Origin of the sequence: Streptomyces sp. NBC_00328, from assembly GCF_036139655.1 — a bacterium.
Classification (GTDB): domain Bacteria; phylum Actinomycetota; class Actinomycetes; order Streptomycetales; family Streptomycetaceae; genus Streptomyces.
In genome coordinates this window covers 710699-730888 of the sequence record NZ_CP108013.1, presented here as the reverse complement: position 1 = coordinate 730888, position 20190 = coordinate 710699, and the positions used below count along the sequence as shown (strand labels likewise).

At 73.5% G+C, this 20190-nt stretch carries 12 protein-coding genes; 5 read left to right on the top strand and 7 right to left on the bottom strand.

All coding sequences use genetic code 11. The features are described from left to right. Positions 1-64: 64 nt before the first annotated feature. Together OG485_RS03030 and OG485_RS03025 are read right to left on the bottom strand one after the other, a co-directional pair. A complete protein-coding gene (locus tag OG485_RS03030) occupies positions 65-1027 on the bottom strand; it encodes an NAD(P)H-dependent flavin oxidoreductase (protein WP_328664182.1) in 963 nt (320 codons plus the stop codon). 146 nt (positions 1028-1173) lie between these two features. Beyond that, on the bottom strand, positions 1174-1806 hold the full coding sequence (locus OG485_RS03025; protein WP_328664180.1) for a TOPRIM nucleotidyl transferase/hydrolase domain-containing protein: 633 nt from the start codon (positions 1804-1806) through the stop codon (positions 1174-1176). A 270-nt stretch (positions 1807-2076) separates the two neighbouring features. Here OG485_RS03025 and OG485_RS03020 point away from each other — a divergent pair, with 270 nt between their 5' ends. From OG485_RS03020 to OG485_RS03010, 3 genes are read left to right on the top strand one after another with little or no spacing between them, the layout of a single operon-like run. Further along, the gene (locus tag OG485_RS03020; protein WP_443048895.1) at positions 2077-3303 is read left to right on the top strand and encodes a PP2C family protein-serine/threonine phosphatase; all 1227 of its coding nucleotides are present in this window, start codon (positions 2077-2079) and stop codon (positions 3301-3303) included. Between the two features lie 44 nt (positions 3304-3347). After that, entirely contained in the window at positions 3348-4958 is a 1611-nt protein-coding gene (locus OG485_RS03015) for a sensor histidine kinase (protein ID WP_328674224.1), read from the top strand. Further along, entirely contained in the window at positions 4955-5404 is a 450-nt protein-coding gene (locus OG485_RS03010) for a response regulator (RefSeq protein WP_328664177.1), read from the top strand. Before OG485_RS03015 ends, OG485_RS03010 begins: the two co-directional genes overlap by 4 nt. Here the strand turns inward: OG485_RS03010 and OG485_RS03005 are convergent, their stop codons facing one another. The 5 genes from OG485_RS03005 to OG485_RS02985 all read right to left on the bottom strand — a co-directional run bounded on the left by OG485_RS03005 (position 5405) and on the right by OG485_RS02985 (position 18151). After that, positions 5405-7453, bottom strand: a complete 2049-nt coding sequence (locus tag OG485_RS03005) for a hypothetical protein (RefSeq protein WP_328664175.1) — start codon at positions 7451-7453, stop codon at positions 5405-5407. Continuing rightward, on the bottom strand, positions 7450-11091 hold the full coding sequence (locus tag OG485_RS03000) for a vWA domain-containing protein (RefSeq protein WP_328664173.1): 3642 nt from the start codon (positions 11089-11091) through the stop codon (positions 7450-7452). The genes OG485_RS03005 and OG485_RS03000 overlap by 4 nt, the downstream gene beginning before the upstream one ends. Then, positions 11088-12248 (bottom strand): ATP-binding protein, encoded by a 1161-nt coding sequence (locus OG485_RS02995; RefSeq protein ID WP_328664172.1) that lies wholly within the window; start codon positions 12246-12248, stop codon positions 11088-11090. Before OG485_RS02995 ends, OG485_RS03000 begins: the two co-directional genes overlap by 4 nt. 138 nt (positions 12249-12386) lie before the next feature. Beyond that, positions 12387-17288 (bottom strand): DNA-binding protein, encoded by a 4902-nt coding sequence (locus tag OG485_RS02990; RefSeq protein WP_328664170.1) that lies wholly within the window; start codon positions 17286-17288, stop codon positions 12387-12389. Continuing rightward, positions 17285-18151, bottom strand: a complete 867-nt coding sequence (locus tag OG485_RS02985) for a DUF4132 domain-containing protein (RefSeq protein ID WP_328664168.1) — start codon at positions 18149-18151, stop codon at positions 17285-17287. Before OG485_RS02985 ends, OG485_RS02990 begins: the two co-directional genes overlap by 4 nt. 181 nt (positions 18152-18332) lie before the next feature. Here OG485_RS02985 and OG485_RS02980 point away from each other — a divergent pair, with 181 nt between their 5' ends. Beyond that, positions 18333-19130, top strand: a complete 798-nt coding sequence (locus OG485_RS02980; RefSeq protein ID WP_328664167.1) for an inositol monophosphatase family protein — start codon at positions 18333-18335, stop codon at positions 19128-19130. A gap of 130 nt (positions 19131-19260) precedes the next feature. Further along, positions 19261-20166: a transporter substrate-binding domain-containing protein gene (locus OG485_RS02975; protein WP_328664165.1), complete on the top strand. Its 906-nt coding sequence runs from the start codon at positions 19261-19263 to the stop codon at positions 20164-20166. Positions 20167-20190: the final 24 nt, after the last annotated feature.

The window sequence follows — 20190 nt, the reverse complement described above, 5'->3', positions numbered from 1 at the left end:
GTGAGGAGGCCGAGGTCTTCCCGGCAGTGATGGCGGACCGTCAGGTCCTGGAGCAGTGCTCCGGTCAGCCGCGTCCCGCTCGGGCCAGGGCCTGTCCGGCCTCGGAGGCCAGGGCGGCGACAAGATCGGCCGCAGGTGGCAGGTCGGTCACGAGGTCGACGCCCTCACCCGCCCAGACGGGCTGTGCGGGCACATTCCCGCTCGCCACATCGGCCTGATAGGCAAGGCGTGCCGCCGCGGGGTCCGTCGCGAGTTCTGTCTCCCGGCCCCGCCACCGGTCGAGATACGGGTGACCCAGGGTGCGGGCCGTGTACTTCGACGGCCATCGGGAACTCCGCGCGATGTCGAGGATGCGGTTTCGCTCCGTGTCCTGTCCGCGTCCGTCCACGAGTGCCTTGGCCGTCGCGGGATCCACGAGGGACTCGGCCGTGGCCTGGAAGCGGGTGCCGATGACCGCCCCGGCGGCGCCCAGGGCCAGAACGGCCGCGACACCCCGGCCGTCCGCGATCCCGCCGGCCGCCAGCACCGGCACGCCCTCGGCCATGTCCACGACGACGGGTACGAAGGGGAGCGTCGACCGCCCGTGCCGACCGCCGTGCCCGCCGCTCTCGGTGCCCTGCGCCACGATGACGTCGGCCCCGAGTTCCACGGCCTGTCCGGCTTCGTCGAGATCGGTGACCTGGATGATCACGGCCGCGCCGGCCTCACGGACCCGTTCGGTGTACGGGCTCGGATCGCCGAAGGAGAACATCACGGCCGCCGGGCCGTACTCCAGCGCCTGCTCGATCACGGCCGCGCCGGCCGCCCAGGTCTGGAACCCCACGCCCCACGGTTTCCCGGCCCCCGCCACGATCGGCAGCTCACGCGCCAGCCAGTCCGGATCTCCCCCACCGGCGCCGAGCAGGCCGAGTCCGCCCCCGCGCGAGACGGCCGCCGCCAGCTCGCCGCCGGCCGATCCGCCCATGGGAGCCAGGGCGATGGGGTGCTCGACACCGAACAACGTCGTGAACGCGGTCGACAAGGGCATGACGGCAATCATCGCCCGTTCGCCGGAACATGCCTACGGCGTGGGCGAATCCGTGACCCCGGACCGACATCGATGTGACCCCAGACCCCAGGCATCGATGTGACCGAGTCACTGAGAAGAACGGGTCTGTGAGCCGTCCGGAGCGCTCACACCGCGGCGAGCAAGGCGTCGAGCGGAGCGGGTACGTGGTCGGGGGAGAGGGCCTCGACGAGGACACGGCCGTAGTGGATCTTGCGACCCTTCTTCGTCCCGAGGAAGCGCCTCAACTGCCGCTGGGAGGAACGGCCGTGCTGTGCCGGCTGACGAACGAAGGTCCTCAGGGCGCGCAGATCACCCTCCGCCCCGACGAGCTCCTCCACCCGGGACACGCCCAGAGCGCGGATGAGCTCGTCCTCCAGATCCGCCGCGCAGACGAAGAACTCCTGTGGCCGCGCAGTGTTCCCCTCCGGACCGTCCTGTTCCAAGGCGCGGGCGTAGTAGCCCCGTTCCGCCTCGTCGCACAATCCCGTGAGACGCAGGCCCAGGCCCGAGGGTCCGAGGAGGCGGGCGAAACGGCCCACGCTCATGGCACCGTTCATCGCCAGGACACAGACTCCTTCGGCCTCCAGATCCCGGCCGCGGCTCGCGGCGAGCGCGTCGACCGCCGCGAGATCGCTCGGCCCTTCGAGCAGAACGACCGTCCTCACGGACAGCCGTGCGGCCAGCTCGCGCGCGAGGTCACCGGGGCCACCGGCCGCCCAGGCGGTGACGGACTCCCGGAACGCCCCCATGTCGGTCATGCGCCGAGTCTGAGCCCTCCCGTCCGGCACGGCAACGAAATTCCGCCGCCGCGACGGTCGGCGGGGCGGATGCGTCGGAGGCCGACCGACATGTACGCGGCTCCGGCCACCCTCGCGGAGAGAGATCGTTCATCGTCGCCGACGCCGACCCAGGCGCGGAGTTACGAACAGAAGTCCTGTGAGCGTATGCCGATGCGAGCGTGAGTATGCTCGCGTAGTTGTCCGTCATGAAGCGGCGGAGTGGTGGCGGGTGTGGGGGTTCATTCAATGATGACGTCGCAGCCCGGGGCTGCCGGCGTGGCTTCGCCCGAGTTGGACCGCGCCGCGGCCTGGGGGACGGAAGAGCCGTCGGTGCTGCTCGTCGAGGACGACCCGGGCGACGCGCTGCTCGTGGAGGAGATGGTCGCCGACAGCGCACTCGGCATGCGTCTGCGCTGGGTGCGTTCGATGGCAGAAGCCTGTGACGTGCTCGCGTCCGAGGTCCCCGACTGTGTGCTGCTCGACCTGCACCTCCCGGACGCGCAGGGCCTGGAAGCGGTGTCGAGGGTGCGCGAGCGTGCCGAACACGTCGCCGTCGTGGTCCTGACCGGACTCGCCGAGGAGGGAACCGGTCTGGCGGCCGTGGCCGCCGGCGCACAGGACTACCTGGTCAAGGGCCGGGTCGAACCGGAGCTGTTCGGACGGGCGGTGCGCTACGCGATCCAGCGCAAGCAGGCCGAGCGCGACGCCGTGGCGTTGCAGGCCAGCCAGATGCAGGCCCGGGAGAACGCCCGCCTGGAACGGGGGCTGCTACCGCGCCCCCTGCTGCGCGGCGACGGCGTGGAGGTCGTGACCCGATACCGGCCCGGCCGCGCGCACGCGCTGCTGGGCGGGGACTTCTACGACATCGTGCAGAGCGCCGACGGCACCGTGCACGCCCTGATCGGTGACGTCTCCGGACACGGTCCGGACGAGGCCGCCCTCGGGGTCGCGCTGCGCATAGCCTGGCGCACCCTGGTGCTCAGCGGCGTCACCGGTGCCGACCAGGTGGGCCGGCTCGAGGAGATCCTCATGGCCGAGCGGGCCAGGAACGGGGTCTTCGCCACCCTGGTCGTACTCAGCGTCGGCCCCGGCCGGCGACGCGTCCGGATGGTGCGGGCGGGCCATCACGGCGTGCTGCTGTGCGGGACCGGCGGCGTCGAGTGGGTGGAGGTCCCGGGCGGCCCGGCGCTCGGCATCATTCCGGGCGGAGCACGCTGGCCCGTCGAGGAACTGGAGCTCCCCGAGGGCGCGGCGATGGTGCTGTTCACCGACGGCCTGTTCGAGGGGCGTGTCGGCCGCGGCACGGAGCGGCTGGGCGAGGAGGGACTGCTGGCGATGGCCCGTGAACTGGACGGTCTGCCCCCGGACGCGTTCGTCGACGGACTCATCGACGGTGCCGAGGCACTGGCCGAGACGCAGGGCGGCCTGGCCGACGACGTCGCCGTGCTCCATCTGCGCTGGGGCCGACGGGTGTGAAGAACGTGCGGGAGAACAGTGACTTCGAGGACGGGACACGGAACATGACCGGCGGGTGGTGGGCCGGACGACGGCTGACGGTACAGGGCTGGATCAGGCTGGTACTGGCGTTCATGGCGCTGCTGGTGGTCGTGGGCGCGGGGATCGGCGCGGGGCTTCTCCGGAGCACGACCTCGGTCACCGACCATCTGCTCATGGACGTCGAGCCCGCGCAGACGGAGGCCTACCGGCTGCAGTCGGCCCTGGTGAACCAGGAGACGGGAATCCGCGGGTACGCCATCGCGGCCGACCGCCGGTTCCTGGAGCCGTATGTGCAGGGCCGGAAGGACGAGGCCCGCGCCGTCGCCCGGATGCGCGCCCTCATCGGTGACCGACCCGAACTGCTCCGCGAACTGGAGACGGTCGAGAAGCGGGCGGCCGACTGGCGGCGCGCCTACGCCGAACCCCTCGTGGACGGCGTCACACCGGGCGAGCCCCGCACGATCGACTCCGCGACCGCCGAACGCGGCAAGAAGTCCTTCGACCGTATCCGCGGCGCGTCGGCCCAGCAGATCGCCGGACTGGCGACGGCGGTCGAGGAGGGCCGAGACCAGCTGGAGTCCTCGCGGAAGGTCCGCGACGCGGTGCTCATCGCCATGGTCGTCGTGTTCCTGCTGACCGGTGTGGTGCTGACGATCCTGATCCGCGTCCTGGTGACACGCCCGCTGGACCACCTGCGGATCGCCACACGCCGGGTGGCACAGGGCGACTTCGACCATGTCATCACCGGTGGCGGGCCCGTCGACCTCACCGCCGTGGCAGACGACGTCGAGAACATGCGCCAGCGGATCGTCGCCGAGCTGGGCTCCTCCCGGGAGCAGCGGGAGATCCTCACCCGGCAGACCGCCGACCTCGACGCACAGGCCGTGGAGTTGCGCCGCTCCAACGCCGAACTCGAACAGTTCGCCTACGTGGCCTCCCACGATCTCCAGGAACCCCTGCGCAAGGTGGCCTCGTTCTGCCAACTGCTGGAGAAGCGCTACAGCGACCAACTGGACGACCGCGCACGGCAGTACATCGACTTCGCCGTGGACGGCGCCAAACGCATGCAGGTCCTCATCAACGACCTGCTCACCTTCTCCCGCGTGGGCCGCGTCAACGACGCCCGCCTTCCCGTCGACCTGGACCAGGCGCTCAGCAAGGCACTGGCCAATCTGGAGAGTTCGGTCACCGACAGCGGCGCGCGCATCGACCGGCCGGACGAACTGCCCCGGGTCGTCGGGGATCCGACCCTGGCCACGATGCTCTGGCAGAACCTGGTCGGCAACGCCGTCAAGTTCCGCCACCCCGACCGCCCGCCACACGTCCGCATCACCTGTGAGCGAGACCCGGAGGACTCCGGCGCCTGGCGCTTCTGTGTCACCGACAACGGCATCGGCATTCCCGGTGAGTTCGAGGACAAGGTCTTCGTCATCTTCCAGCGGCTGCACGCCCGCGATGCCTACGGTGGAACCGGCATCGGCCTCGCGCTGTGCAAGAAGATCGTCGAATACCACGGCGGCCGCATCTGGATCGACACCACCCACACCGACGGCACGCGCTTCTGCTTCACCCTCCCGTCCGCCGACACGGCGGACGCCCTTCACGACAGCACCGAGGACAAGGCCCTGATATGACGACTCCCGCCGGCACCCCCATCAACGTCCTCCTCGTCGAGGACGACCCGGGCGACGAGCTGATGACCCGGGAGGCGTTCGAGGACAACAAGATAGGCAATACCCTGCACGTCGTCCGCGACGGCGAGGAGGCACTCGACTTCCTCTACCGGCGCGCCGCCCACGCCGACGCACCGCGGCCCGACCTGATCCTCCTCGACCTCAACCTGCCCAAGTACGACGGCCGCCAGGTCCTGGAGAAGATCAAGTCGGATCCGGCCCTGTCCCACATCCCGGTCGTCGTCCTCACCACCTCGGCGGCCGAGGAGGACATCCTGCGCAGCTACAAACTGCACGCCAACGCCTATGTCACCAAGCCGGTCGATCTGGACCAGTTCATCGCGGCCGTCCGCCAGATCGACGACTTCTTCGTCCAGGTGGTGCGCCTGCCACGGCAGAACGGCTGATCAGGAACCGGTGGCCCCCGGCTGCCAGGTGGCCCGCACCAAGGCCCGTTCGACGTCGGCCAGATAGACGGCCGCGGCGAGCCAGGCCCGTGCGTAGCGGTCCGGGTCGGAGCCACCGGTGCGGCCGAAGACGTCACGGGTGCGCCGGTCGGCCTCCGCCGTGAGACCGGCCGCCAGGTCCGCCGCCGTAGGGAAACCACCGCGTCGCAAGGCCGCACCGTCCCCGCGCAGATCGCCGTCGCGCGCGGGTTCCGCGACGGCTCTGCGGCCACCCGACACGGCGACCTCGACCAGCCGCCGCAGCCGCCACAGCGGCGCCTGCGCCAGCGGGTCCGGCGCTTCGTCGCCCGGGCCGTCCACAGCGGGCACGGTGGTGGCCGCTACGACGTCCTCCGGCGGGAAGTGCGCGCCCTCCAGCCGGTTGTAGCCCAGGTCGGCGTGGCCCTGCCACTCCGCGGGCAGCCGCAGTGTCGCCTCGGTCCCCGGCAGCGGGGCGACGGCCAGCGGGCGGAGCGTGGCGGCACGCTCCGGGTCCAGGCGGCCGATGACCCGCAGCCGCAGTCCCGGTCGGGAAGCGAGCCGTCGGAAGTTGGCCGTGTGGGCGAGGCCGGGGTGGCCGTGGGCCGGGACCAGCCGCATCAGGACGCCCTCGGTGTCCGGTCGTCCGGGGGGCAGCTCCCGGGCGATCAAGTGATCCCCGGCCGCCCCGACGAGGACGAGGTCGCAGCCGACCAGCTCGCGCGCGGCCTGCTCGGTGCGCTCCGGGTCGGCGTCGGGCGCCACGGTCAACCGCTCGGCGACAGCTTCGGCGAGCGGACGGGCGAACAGCGCGGCGAGCGGACCCGAGGCCCACGACCCACCGGTGAGCGGAGTCGCCCGTACCCCCTTGCCGGAGCCGAGGCGGCCGTCCTCGGACACCGTCGCGCCGGAGATCAGCATCCCCCCGCGGGCGAGCTGGGCGTGATCGAGGTTTCCCGAGCCGAGCGCCACGGTCGCTGTGGCCGCGCCCTGGGCACGAGCCGGTCCACCGGGCTTGACGTCGGCGACCGAGAACCAGTGTCCGTCGTCGGAGACGACATGGGTGACGACGCCGCTGTAGCCGGTGGCGGCGATCACCGGCTCGCTGCAGACCCCGTGGACCCGCAGGCTGCCGCCGCCCGGCCGGTAGGCGCGGCGGGCGGTGCCGATCAGCGCCGGCCCTGGGGTTCCCGCGCCCAACAGGGCCGTGGTGAGGAGCAGTTCCCGGACCTGCGCGACGAGGTCGGCCAGCCGGTGGCCGTCATCGCGGGCACGCGCGCCGCGCAGCCCTCGTACGACCCGCAGCGCGGCTGCCTCGGCGCGGTGCAGCCCGGCGAGCCGGGCCGTGTGCGCGGCCCGCAGCAACCCGGCCTGGGGAACCGCGCCCGCGGCGGGCACCCCGGCGGCGAGCAGCGCGGCGGCCGCCGTCCACAGGTCGGACGCGGCGGCCAGCTGGGCCTCGGTGAGGGAGACGGCCTCCCCGGGCTCGGTGACGGTTTCTGTGTTGACGGCATCTGCGGTGTGCGACGCGATGGCAGCGGCGGTGTGCGCCACCCCGGGAACTGCGCTGGGCGATGCCGCGGGAACAGCGATGGGCGCCGCCCCGGGAACGGTGGCGGGCGGGGCGACGGGAGCCCTGGTGGTCGCAGCGCCGAGGGCCGTGTCGGCACCCGTCTCGGAGCTCTCCTGCGGGGCGCCGTGGTCCGCGGTCCCCGCTTCGGCGTCCGGATCGGCGTCCGCATCGGCCAGTGGGCAGGCGCCGAGGACGGCGGCCCTGTGCAGGCACCTGGGGGCGAGCAGACAGCTGCACACCACCTGGCCCGCGTCCGTGACGGCGCCTGACGGGCCCGGGGCGAGAGCGACCTCAGCGTCCTCACCGCACCGCACGCGCAGGACCGTGCCGTCGGCGAGGACAGGCAGGGCCGCGTACGACGCGATCGCGGCGTCCAGCTTCTTGCGCAGCCTGCTCGTCAGGCCCTCCACGGCGGAGGCGACCACATCGGCCGCCACCAGGGGCAGTTCGGCGTTCATCGGGCATCTCCGCGGAGACGGTCGCCCACCCAGCGGGCGAGGGCGAGGGGACTGAGCGCGGCGACGGGCATGCCGGCCGCGACGAGTTGCTGTGCGACGGGCACCGAGTAGCGCGGGTTGCCGGTGTCGTCGAGGGCGGCGCATCCCATCAGATGCACCCCGGAGCCCGCCAGGGCCCATACCTCACCGAGGAGGCCGCCCAGCGGGTAGCCCTCCTCGAAGTCGCTCACCACGACCACGAGCGTCCGGCTGGGCACCGTGACCAGGGAACGCGCGTGGCTGAGCCCGGCCGCGATGTGGGTGCCGCCGCCGACCCGTACCTCCAGGAGCAGCGAGAGCGGGTCGTCGACCCGGTCCGTCAGGTCGATCACCTCCGTCGAGAACGCGAGGAAGTGGGTGGACAGGGTGGGGACGCCGCCCAGGACGGCCGCCGTCAGGGCCGACCAGATGACGGAGGCCTCCATCGACCCGGACACGTCGACCACGAGGATCAGGCGCCAGTCGGCCTCCTTGCGCGAGCGGGTGCTGAACACCGGCCGCTCCGGCACCACCACGGTTCGTCCGTCGGCCGTGCGGCGCGCGTGGGCGAGGTTGGCCCGCAGGGTGCGCGGCAGGTCGAGCCGGCCGCCGGGCCGCCTGGTGGGGCGGGGCGTCGCGAGCCCGGTGAGGGCCGGGCGCATCCGGGTCGCGAGTTCCTTGGCCAGTTCATCGACCAGACGCCGTACGAGGGGACGCAGGCCGGCCAGTTGCTTCTCGGGCATCCCGCCGGCGAGGGACAGCACCGAGGTCAGCAGATCGACCGACGGACGGACCGCGGCGGGGTCGAGTTCGGCCAGTACGTCGCTGCGGCCCTGGTCGGCGGCGCGGGCGAGCACCTCCTCCCGGACCTGTGCTCCGAACAGCGCCTCCAGTTCCTCGGCCCAGTCGCGGGCCGTGGGGAAGGACGCCTCGCGGCCACCGCCCTGGCCCGGGGACGCGTCCTCCCGGCCGAGGTCGGCGGAGCCTTCACCGCGGCCGGTGCCGTACAGCTCGTCGAGCGCGTGCGCGTAGCGGCGGGCGTGCTGCGGGAGCTTGTCGGTCTCCCGGCCGAGCAGCAGCCGCCAGCGGTCGGTGGGAGTGATCCGGAGCGGGGCGGACGGTGCTGTGGTGGCGGCTGTGGCCGCCGAGTGCGTCGGTGCGAAGGGTGCGGACGCGGGGTGCTCGGCCGTTTCGGGACGGCCGGGGACCGCGCGGATCCCGGGGTCCTCCGCTTGAGCGGCGTCCGTCCCCGAGGGCAGGTCCAGCGCGCGCAGGGCCGCGCGTCCCGCGGCGTCCGCGGCCGTCCACAGCGCGAGGAGTCGCGGCGAGGCGGTGAGCGACAGGTCGAGTCGGTCACCGAGCCGCTCGGTGATCGTGTGCAGGAGTCGGTCGCGGCCTGCGGGGGTGAGTGTGTCGAAGCCCGCGCGCAGGGCGGGCAGCCGGTCGAGGAAGTCCTGGTCGGTGAGGGTGTCGACGCGGTCGAGAAGCGGGTCGAGTGCCGTCGGTGCCGACTGGAGGAGCGCGGCCGCGCCGCCGAGCAGTCCGCCGAGGCGGCGGCCCAGCGCATGCCGCAACTCAGGGCCGGTGGCCGTGTCGATCCAGCCCGCTGTCCGTGCGCCGAGGACGGTGGCGTCGTCGAGGTCGAGCAGCACCCGGGCGGCCAGCGCGGCGCCCTGGACGAGGGGTGAGCCGGTGCGGGCGAGGGTGCCGAGGGCGTCGTCCATCCGCAGTCCGAGGCGGTGTTCACCGGCACGCGAGGCCAGTTCGATCAGCGCGGCCGTGTCCTCCGGCCGGTCGCTGCCCGCCAGCCCGGGCAGGGTGCGGACCGCCGACTCCAGCAGATCGGTGGCCAGTTCGGCGGCGGCCTGCCGGGTGTCCGGGCCGGTGCCGGGCAGATGGCCGCGGCACAGAGCCTCCAACAGATCGAGTGCGGACAGGAGTTCGGGGAGGGTGGCCGTCGCGGGGAACAGTGCGGCGGCGTCGGCGAGCCGCTCCGACACCAGCGAGGGCAGATCGCAGCGGGCGGCGGCGCCGAGTGCCGCGAGGACGTGGGCGCAGGTGGGCCCGCCGTCCGCGGACTCCCGGCGGAAGGTCTCCCGCAGGGTGCCCTCGGCGGCCAGGGCCGGGGTCACGCCCCGCATCCCGGCCAGGTCCAGCCGTACGGGGACGGCCGGTGTCCATGACACCCGCCAGCGGGTCGTCAGCGCGGCCGCGTCGCCCGTACCGGCCACCGCCACGGTCTCGCCGTAGCCCGCACCGCACACGGCGAGGCGCTGGAGCAGGACTTCGCGGCGGCCGTCGAGGGCGGAGCGGAGCGGATCGAGCCGTAGCTCGCGCGCCGCGGGGTCGTCGGGGCCGGGCAGCCGCAGCGCGGAGACCTCCGCCTCCACGCAGGGGCCGAGCCCGGAGCGGGGTGTGCCCGGTGCGATCCGGCCCCGCTCGGTGCCGACCAGGACCACTTCGAGCGCCCGCGCGAGGGCCCGGCCGCGCCCGAGCGGTTCGCCCTGGCCCATCACGCTCGTCAGCGCCTCGACGACCTCGCCCCGCCCGGGTGCAGCGAGTCCGCGTACGCGCGCTAGGTCGCCCGCCATCCGCAGGGTCTCGGCGGCCTCGCCCGTTCCGGCGGGGTGCCCGGCCGCTCGCAGTTCCCGGCACACGTCGGTGACCGCTCGGGCGGCCGCGTCCCGCACCCGCTCGGGGTCGCCGCCGGCCCGGAACACCGCCTGCTGCCAGCGCGGGTCCCGGATGCCGGCCGGGTAGCCGGAGCGGGAGTCCAGCAGATCGAAGGCGTAGGGGACGAGGGAGGTGACGACCTCCGGATCCTTCGTGCCGGCACCGCGATCCAGCGGCGCCGCCCCCTCGTCGGCGACACCCGGACCCGTGCCGGGTGCGGCGGCGGTCGCCGTCAGCGCCGGGGCGTGGAACGCGCCGACGACGGCCGCGACCCGGCGCCCGTCATGGGCGGCGCGGGCGATCGTCTCGCGCATGTGGGCCTCACGGGCCAGGTCCAGCGCCGGTGTGCCGCCCGAGGCCTCGGCGTCGCTGCGCAGTGCCCAGCCGACACCGAGCGCGGCGCGGCGGATCGCCTCGGGGGCGGATCCCGGGGCGAGGACCTCCACGCATCGGTCCCACAGATCGTCACCGTCACGGCCGGTCCCGGACGCGGCGAGAGCGTTCCCGAAGGAGACGGACACACCCACGGGCGCCTCCTCGGCGACCGCGGTCCGCGTGTCACCCGACGGGAGGGGACCCTCCGCGGTCCACAGGGGATCGGACATCGGCAGGTCGCAGCACACGACGTCCGCCCCGCGGTCCCGTGCCCAGCGGACCGCGGCCAGCTCGGGGGAGAAGTCGGCGAACGGATAGAAGCCGAGCCGACCGTTCTCACCCGCCCCGGCGAGCGCGACCGGCGCGACGGTACCCGGCGCGCCCAGATGGGGCAGCCACGGCTGGAAGTCGGCGGGCAGCTCCACGCACACGACCTCCGCCCCGGACGCGTCGAGAAGGGCGGGCACCGCTGCGGCGAGTGCCGGGCTGTGGTGTCGTACGCCGAGCAGGTACGGCGCCACGGAGCCGGCGAGGGCGGCGAGGGCCGCCCGTGGATCCTGGGTGTACGTCACCGGAGGTTCTCCCGCAGGTCCCAGAGCCGACGCCACAGCGCTGAACCGTCCTCGGCGCGGCGGCGCACCGGACCGTCCCAGTAGCCGAGCAGCCGCGCGTGGTCGGCGGGGTCGTCCTTGCGGACGACGCCCAGCAGGTGACCGGGGACCAGGTCGAGGGTGTCGGCCCCGGGAAGGTAGGCGGCGGCCACTCCGAGGGAGACCGCCACCTGCACCGCCTCGGCCGTCGACATGACCGTGCCGGGCCGCTCCACGTCCCAGCCCTCCGCGGACCGTCCGGCCCGGAGGTCGCGGAAGACGGTGACCAGCACGTCAAGGACCGCGTCGTCGACGCCGAAGGCGGCACCCGCCCGCTCCACGGCCGCGACCGCCTGCCGCCGTACGAGCGCGGTCTCGGCCTCGACGTCGGCGATCGGGTGCACGGTCTCGAAGTTGAAGCGGCGCTTGAGCGCGGCGGACATCTCCGAGACACCGCGGTCGCGGAGGTTGGCGGTGGCGATGACGGTGAACCCGGGGGTGGCCGCGACCTGGGCGTCCTCGGTGCCGGCCAGTTCGGGCACGCTCATCCGCCGGTCGGACAGGATCGACACCAGGGCGTCCTGGACCTCGGGAAGACAGCGGGTGATCTCCTCGACGCGGGCCACCCGCCCGGCGCGCATGGCGGCCAGCACCGGGGAGTCGACCAGCGCCGTCGGTGTCGGCCCCTGGGCGAGCAGCAGGGCGTAGTTCCACCCGTAGCGCAAGGCGTCCTCGGTGGTGCCCGCGGTGCCCTGGACGGTCAGCGCGCTGGTGCCGCAGACGGCGGCGGACAGCAGCTCGGAGAGCATGGACTTGGCCGTGCCCGGCTCACCGACCAGCAGGAGACCGCGTTCTCCGGCGAGGGTGACGACACACCGCTCCACCAGGGCGCGTTCGCCGACGAACTTGGGGGCGATCACCAGTCGGCCGGGCAGCGTGTCGTGGCGCCCGGGGAGTTCGAGGGGCTCGCCGCCGCTGCCGCACACGAAGGTGATGACGGCGCGCGGTGTCAGCCGCCAGCCCGGTGGGCGGGGGCCCGTGTCGTGGGCGGCGAGGAAGGCGAGTTCGGTGGCGTGGCGCTCCTCGGCGGGCAGCGTCTGCCGCGCCGGAAGGGCCGTCGCCGTGTCGGTCGGGGTCATGCGTGTTCCTTGCTCGGTAGGTACGTGTTGGTGAGCGGTTCGGTGAATACGTGGGTGGTGAGCGGTCTGGTGAATACGTGTGTGGTGAGGGGCGGAAGGTGCCGGGGCCCGGGCGGTCGCCAGGGCCCCGGCGGTGGGTCAGCGGCGGCGGCCCGGTCGCACCTCGAACTCCGCGAACCGGGGCCCGCCGCCCTCCTGGACCTGCTGCCAGACCCTTCGGTACAGCTCCGCGACCGGTTCGGTCGGCACGATCACGGCGAGCAGAGCCTCCTCCTGCCACAGCAGGTCGTCGTACAGGGGCCGCTTCCACTGCTCCAGCGGAACGCGCGGAGCCTTCGGCACCACCCAGCCGCCGGGCAGGAACAGTGAACGCCCGGCCCTGGCGCGGCTGGCCTCCACCACCAGGTCGGTGGCGGCCAGTTCGGTACGGGCCGCCTTGAGACGGGCCGGCTTCCACCCCGTCCACCGGGCCGTCATCCGGTCCGTCGGGTCGGGCATGGCGAGCAGCATCAGATAGAGCGCCGCGGCGTCCTCCCCGAGGCCGTACTCCTTGGCGGCCTCCGTCACCAGATCCGGCACCGAGCGGCTGGGGTCCTGCGGCCACCAGGTGCCGTCCTTGCCCCGCTCGCCCGCCTGCGGGTCGCCCGGATCGGCGAGCAGGGCCTCGAAGCGGTCGGAGCGGGCCAGACGCAGGGCCACCTCCACCTGGTAGGGGCGCTGGCCGTCGACGCGCAGCGCGGGCAGGTACGGGTCCTGGCCCGCCTCGTCGAGCAGGGAGACCCGCAGGGCGGGGGAGGGCTGGTCGTCGTGCGTGGCGAGGACGACGGCGCCGTACCGCTCGAAGCCCTTGCCGACCTCGGCCGGTGCGCCCGCCGTCTTCCGGAAGGCGGTGATGCTGATGTACTGCCCGAGGTCGAGCATCAGTCCGGGGTGGGACAGCCGGTCCCGTACGGCGGCGAGCGCCGTGGGCAGCGCGGCGCGGATCGGATCGCCGGCCGGCAGCCGGTGGGCCAGCCAGGCCGCGAGTCCGACGAACCCGAGCAGCGCCGGTCCGTCGAATCCGGCCGCGCTCCTGTCGACGCACTGGACCCGGTCTCCGTCGACCGCCCACTCGAGGTCACGGGTGAGCCGGGGCTCACCTGCCGGGTCGAGCAGTGCGGGCAGTGCCTGGCGGACATTCCACTGCCCGTGCTTGAAGGCGCGCACGGCGTCGCCGAGCAGTTCCTCGGGTACGGCGGCCCGTCGGCCCATCCTGCTGTTCCAGACCTCGGCCGCGGCGGCCCAGTCCGGTCCCTCGGTCCACAGGCGGGCGGGTTCGGCGGGCAGCAGCGCGGCCACGACCGCGGCACGGATCGCCGGATCCACCTGGTGCAGTTCCTCCTTGGCGACGGCTGCCGCGGCGGCCTTCACGCCGATGGCCGCGCATGCCTGGGCGGTCAGGAACGACCGTTCGTAGACGTCGACCTGGGGCAGACCGGCCACGATCAGCTTGGCCATGGTCTCGGTGACGCCCGTCAGCCGCGCGAACTCCTCCGCGGCCTCAGGGAACCAGGGCGCGGGTCCGCGCGCGGACAGCTCCGCGAGGAACGCGCCGAGCCGGGCCGCGTGCCCGTCCTCGCCCAGCGGTGTCGATGCCCGCAGCGTGTAGGGCTCCGGGGTCTCGAAGCGCCCGGCCGGATCGTGGAAGAAGCCGGCGAAGACGCAGCCGTCCTCATCCTGCGAGAGGCGTCCCACCACGGCGATGAACGAACCGCCGCCCAGGGGCAGCACCCCGTTCCACGCACCCTCACGCCATTCGCCCGACGGCGTGCGCAGCACGCCCGCTCCCAGGTGCAGCTCCACCTTGCGCCAGCGCGAGGGCTTGGCGGCCGGCCCCAGACCCAGGGCGTCGAACTCGGCGAGCAGCGCGTGCAGGGCCGCTCGATGGTCCTCGGGGGTGGTGCATGCGCCTGCCCGGAAGGCCAGCGCGGGCACCCGGCCGAGCAGCGTCTCCAGGCTCGGCAGGCCGACGGGCACCCGTCGTCCGTCGAGGTGGAGGAGCGCCGCCGGTCCCTCCGTCACGGCGGTGCCGGGGAGCCGGGCCGCCCGCTTCATCTCGCGCAGGGCACGGAAGACGGTGTCGGACTCGCTGTCCCGGTTCCACCAGGAGCGGGTGCTTCCGCTCAGACCGTTCGTCGCGTCGAGGAGCACGCTGTCCGGCGGTCCGGCCGGACCCTCCTCCTGCGGGCCGCCGTCGAGTGCGCGGGTGAGCCGGGCGGCCACCGCGTCCAGGACGGCCTGCTGACCGCCCGCGTGCCGTACGACACCGGCGATCCCCGCGACCAGCGCGCCGTGGGTGACCGGGAGGAGGGAACGGATCGCCTCGGGCAGGACGTCCTTGTCCTCCTGCCCCGCGGCGGACAGCAGGGCCGCCGCCGTGTCGCGGTCGATCTGCCGCAGAGAAGCGGAGCCCTCGGGGTCGCGGGCTGTCAGACACTCCCAGTACTGCACCGGCGGCAGCAGCAGCGAGCCCTCGCCGAAGGTTCCGGGCGCGCGGTCGGTCTTGGCCACCGAGGTGACCACGCCGTCGGCGTCCACGATGGAGAGGCGCCAGCTGTCGCGGACGACGGCCCGCGCCTCCTCGGCGCCGGGGAAGACCACCAGCGTCGAGGGCCGGCCGACGTCCGCGGGCAGGGTGACGGTGTTACCGGCCAGATCCTGGGCGCGCACCGAGCCGTCGGGCAGCTTCACCGCGCGCAGACCGACCAGACCGTCCACGGGCGCGGAGGCAGGGCTGGCGCCGGCGGTCGGCGACGGGCTCAGCCGGCCACCACCGAACGTGCTGCCCTCGGGGGCGTCCCGCAGGGCGTCGGCGAGGAAGGCGGGCCTGCTCGCACGGCCGAGCTCACCCGTCGCCGGGTCGTACTCGTGCCAGTCGTGCGCGCCGCCGTCCGTGCTCCACACCCAGTACGAGACGCCGTCGCAGAGAAGTTGGCGCTCCTCGGGCAGGGTGGTGTCCCCGGCGTGCAGGACGCCGCCGCCGGTCGTGCGGCCGCCGCCGGGCAGAGGCAGGGTGATCGGTCCGTTGCCCTGGTACCAGTCCATCCTGGTGCCCCGGGTGTTCCGGGCGCCCTCCAGGGACTGCGGGCGGTCGGGGCGGGTGTGCCAGTAGCCGCGCAGGCCGTCGTTGCGGTCGTTCCAGTAGACGAGAAGCTGTCCGTCCACGTGGTGGAAGCCCGGATCGCCCCAGGTGCCGTTCGACGGGATCCGCAGGTCGTGGGTGAGGAGCGTGCCCTCGGCGCCGATCACCCGGGCCTGGGCGGCCCCGGCCACGATGAGGTGCGGCCAGGCGTCGGCGACCACCACGTCCTCGACGTCGGCCTTGGGAACGAGGGAGGCGACCGCGTCCTCCCAGGCGGGCCAGCCGAGTTCGTCGAAGAGCCCGGCCCGCAGGGTGCGCGCCAGCACCGGTGCGAGGTCGGTGCCGGCGGCGGCGCGCACCTCGTCCTCCGCCAGCGCCAGCGCCTCGGCGGGCAGCCACTTCAGCCGGGCCAGCGCCTCGGGCAGCTGGGGCAGGCCCACCGCGGTGAACCGGCGTACGACCGTGCGCACCCAGTCCGCGAGCAGGGGACTGCCGCCCGGCGACGCCGCCAGGAGCGCGATCGCCCGCAGCGACTGGTCGTCGTTGGCGAACCGGTCCGCGCCCCGGCGGAAGGCCGGGTGGAAGCGGCTGTCGGCGGCCAGTGACACCAGGTCGCGGCGCCCCTCGCCCAGGGCCCACTGCGTCAGCAGCAGCGCGTCGCCCTTCCGCGGGGCGGCCACCGGAACGTCCAGCGACAACAGCAGGTCGATCAGGTCGACGTCTTCGATGACCCTCAACGCGGCGCCGGACGCGGCGAGTTCGGTCCGCAACCGGTCCGCCGTCCGTTCCACCAGCGGATACAGCTCGGCCATGCGACTGGGGTCACGCCACGAACGGGCCCGCTCCCGGTAGGTGAGGAACCGCTCCAGCCAGCCCGCGGCACCGTCCTGCGGACGCTGCTCCCCGGGCAGGGAGGCGTCCCACAGCCCCGCGGTGGCGCCCGAGGCCTCCAGCAGCTCCAGCCACATCGCCGGCATGTCGCTGTCGAGAGCGGCGGGCATCAGATCGAGCAGCGCGCCCCGCACCCGCGGCTCGCGCGCGGCCAGGGCGACCAGGGCCGTGCGGTGCCCCTTCCACCAGCCGCCCGCCGCCCGCAGGGTGGCCGGCAGAGTGAGGAGCTCGGACACGTACTCCTGCTCGGTGAGGTTCGCGTCCCGGCCGGCCCCCCGGGCCAGCTTGCGCAGGTCGTTCGCCATCTGCACCGACGGCGGCAGCCCGCCCGCCGTGCGGCGCAGGCACAGCCGCGTGAAGCGCCGCAGCGCGTCCTCGGCCGGCACGCGCGCCGCCAGCTCCCTGGCGTAGGCCGACAACACCTTCACCGGGAGCGCCCCGGCGAGCGCGAACTCCAGGAACACGGCGTCCAGCCGCTCCTCCTGCACCGTCAGACCGTGCTCCGCCTCGGCCTTGCGGGCACGGGTGAACAGCTGGGCCGCGTAGGTGGCGTTCTCCTCCGCCAGGAACACCCGCCCGGCCTGCTCGTAGAACGTCGGCAGGAAGTGCGGCACCGAGGCCGCCAGCCGCTCCCCGAGTTCCACGAAGGCGTCCAGAGCCGCCTTCGGACGGGACTTGACCTGCCGCGCGGCCCGCTCAAGGTCCGGCACCACGCGCAGCGCGTGGTGTCCGTCCTGCGGGTGGTGCACCAGCACCCATTCGGGAAAGCCCAGCGACTGGCGCGGCCCGAACCCGACGACGACGGGCTCGGTGTCCCGCTCCAGGCCGAGGAATCCGGCGGCCAGGTCCTCCGCCTCCCCCAGCTCGCCGGCGACCAGCCGTACCACCACCCGGTCGTCCAGGCCCGGGTGACGGTACGCCCGCGCCGTCAGCGGCACCCCCTGCTCGCCCGCGTTCTCCGTGTCGGGCGGCAGCACCGCGCCCGCCGCCAGCAGTTCCCCGTACGACACCTGCGTCCCCCCGCTCATGCGTTCTTGCCCTCCTCGATGACACGGCCCGCGTACAGCGCCGCGGCCATCCGCATCCCCTCGGACCAGGCGACCGGTCCCACCTCGCCCAGCGGCAGTGCGCGGCCGTCCTGGTCCCGCCAGGTGAGCGCCCCGGTCTCGACCTCGCTGTCCCAGTACGGCTCCCCGATCCACACCGAGGATTCGAGGCTGCGTCCGCCGTCCCGCACCCGGGCGGTCGCGTACCCCCCGGACACGCGGTAGCCGAGCGAACTGGCCCGTGCGGCGAGCGCGAAGCGGGAGCGGAACGAACCCCCGGCGAAGTCCCTCACCTCGGTGGCCTTGGCGCGGAGATCCCCGGGCTGGCGCCATATGGCCCGGTGGATCTGCTCGACGCGCTGCGCCATGCCCAGTTCGGCCGCGAAGTCGCGCAGGTCGTCCAGGTCCGGGAGCAGTACCGGGTGCGGAAGCGTGACCGTGCGCGGGGCGATCCGGACGGTCTCGCCGTCCAGGTTCACCAGCCGCAGTTCGCCCGTGTCGGTGGCGCCACGCAGGAAACCCACGTCGTCGGGGTCGTCGCCGACGACCACCAGATCGCGCAGCGCGGACTGCCAGGCCTCGTCGGGCCACACCCGGGCCAGCAGCCCCGTGGGTACGGGCAGCGACGACACCATCCACGCATCCGCCTGTGCCACACACGCCGTGGCATGCCGTTCGAGCCACTCGGCGAACCGTCGCAGCCGGTCCACCTCCGGGTGGTCCTTGAGCGTGCGCGGGAGCGATTTCAGCTGCCGTCCCGCCGCCCGGCCCGAGGTGGCACGTGCTGCCACCCGCCCTTCCACCAGGGCGACTTCATACCCGTCACCCGCCGACAGCCACCCCACGAGCCACAGCCTTTCGCGTCAAGAACACCAGATGAGAGCACAGTTCACCCAGGTCAGTGCGTCCGGGCGGAGTGCGACTATGCAGCGAACGCTAGCGTCGGCCACTGACAATCGGCCCCGCGGTCCCACAGATCCCGGCCGACGCAACGGATCCTGAGCCACCGCCGATATCGTGCGGGGCGTGAGCAACTCGTATGCGGGACTGGACGATGCCGCCGTCGCGACCGCGGCGGCCTGTGCCGGCGCGGACGTGGTGCGGGCCATGTACGGCCGGCGCCTCACCCGTATCGACAAGGGCGCCGGAGACTTCGCGACCGCCGCGGATGTGGAGGCGGAGAGGACGATCCTGGGGATCCTTCGCGACGCCCGGCCCGGTGACGCCGTGCTCGGCGAGGAGAGCGGGCCGCAGGGCCCGGCGGGGGCCGCGCGCCAGTGGCTGGTGGATCCGTTGTGCGGCACGTTGAACTACGCCGTGGGCACCATGCTGGTGGCCGTGAACGTGGCGCTGCGCGGCGGTGCCGCCGCGGTGGCCGACCCGTTCGCCGGTGAGGTCTTCTTCACCGACGGGGAGAGCGCGTGGGTACGGCGGGACGGCGGCGATGCCCGGCTGGAGCCCACGTCCGCCACCCGGCTCGTGGACGTCAATCTGGACCCGCCGTTCCCTGGCGCGCCCGGCTTCCGGGCTGTGGACCTGCTGGCTCGGTCCGCCTTCGTGGAACACTTCCGGCCCCGTGTCGTGTCCACGACGCTGGCCCTGGCCTGGGTCGCCGCCGGCAAGCGCGCCGCGTACGTGACGGATGGCGGCGACCTGTCCGGGAGCGTGCACTTCGCCGCCGGCATCGCCCTGTGCAGGGCCGCCGGTTGCGTCGTCACCGGGATCGACGGTGCCCCGATCGGGCCGTCGGGCCGCGGACTCGTGGTGGCCGCCGACGACGAGACCCACGACCTGCTGATGTCGATGACGGGAAGCCGCCGCTGATCCGACGCGGTCGGAGCGGGAGGACCACGGCGGGCCCGTCCCTCGAGGCCTCGGCCGCAGGTGTGAACAACACCCTGCGAGGAGTCCGGCGCGTTGACACACGAAGCGGCGAAATGCCCTAATAACGGTGATGAAACACCTTGCCGCGCTCGGCGCGATCACGGGCGCCGCCGCTCTGGCCCTGAGCGGTTGCGGTGACCAGACCCCCAAGAAGGTCACGCCCTCGGCGTCCGGCACGGTCAAGGCGCCGTTGTACGACGAACTCCCGGCGTCGGTGCGGCAGGCCGGTGTCGTCAAGGTCGGCTCGGACATGCTCTACCCGCCGATGGAGTTCGTCCGGAACGGCAAGCCGGTCGGCGTCGACCCCGACCTCGCCACCGTGATGGGCAGGGAACTGGGAGTGAGGTTCGAGTTCGCCAACAGCGCGTTCGATACTCTGCTCACCGGTCTGCGGGCCAAGCACTATGACGCCGTGATGTCCGCGATGAGCGACACCAAGGACCGTCAGGAGGGGTTGGACCCCTCCACCGGGGAGAAGATCGGCGAGGACATCGACTTCGTCGACTACTTCGCCTCCGGATCGTCGATCATGGTGAAGAAGGGAAATCCGGAAGGCGTCGAGTCGCCGGCCGACCTCTGTGGCAAGAAGGCGGCCGTGCAGAGCGGCAGCACGGCGTACGACCTGCTCCAGTCCCAGAAGTGCGACGAGCCGATCGGCATCGAGGCCTACGACACCCATGACGAGGCGCAGGCCCGCCTCAAGGCCGGCGGTGTGGTGGCAGACGTCGCCGACTACCCGGTGGTCGCCTACGCGGCGAAGACCGCAGGCGACGGCAAGGACTTCGAGGTCGTCGGCGAGCAGATCGATCCCGGCCCGTACGGCATCGCGGTGCCGAGTTCGAACACCGGACTCCGGGACGCGCTCCAGGCGGCCCTGGACGCCGCCATCCGGGACGGTTCCTACGGGAAGGTCCTGAGCAAGTGGAACGTCAGCGAGGGCGCGGTGACCGACGCCACGATCAACAGCGGCACTTGAGCGGGCGTTCCTGACGAGACGTCC

Coding starts and splice junctions, on each gene's coding strand:
- OG485_RS03030 (WP_328664182.1), bottom strand. CDS start 1,027: ATGCCCTTGTCGACCGCGTTCACGACGTTGTTCGGTGTCGAGCACCCC.
- OG485_RS03025 (WP_328664180.1), bottom strand. CDS start 1,806: ATGACCGACATGGGGGCGTTCCGGGAGTCCGTCACCGCCTGGGCGGCC.
- OG485_RS03020 (WP_443048895.1), top strand. CDS start 2,077: ATGACGTCGCAGCCCGGGGCTGCCGGCGTGGCTTCGCCCGAGTTGGAC.
- OG485_RS03015 (WP_328674224.1), top strand. CDS start 3,348: ATGACCGGCGGGTGGTGGGCCGGACGACGGCTGACGGTACAGGGCTGG.
- OG485_RS03010 (WP_328664177.1), top strand. CDS start 4,955: ATGACGACTCCCGCCGGCACCCCCATCAACGTCCTCCTCGTCGAGGAC.
- OG485_RS03005 (WP_328664175.1), bottom strand. CDS start 7,453: ATGAACGCCGAACTGCCCCTGGTGGCGGCCGATGTGGTCGCCTCCGCC.
- OG485_RS02995 (WP_328664172.1), bottom strand. CDS start 12,248: ATGACCCCGACCGACACGGCGACGGCCCTTCCGGCGCGGCAGACGCTG.
- OG485_RS02990 (WP_328664170.1), bottom strand. CDS start 17,288: ATGAGCGGGGGGACGCAGGTGTCGTACGGGGAACTGCTGGCGGCGGGC.
- OG485_RS02975 (WP_328664165.1), top strand. CDS start 19,261: ATGAAACACCTTGCCGCGCTCGGCGCGATCACGGGCGCCGCCGCTCTG.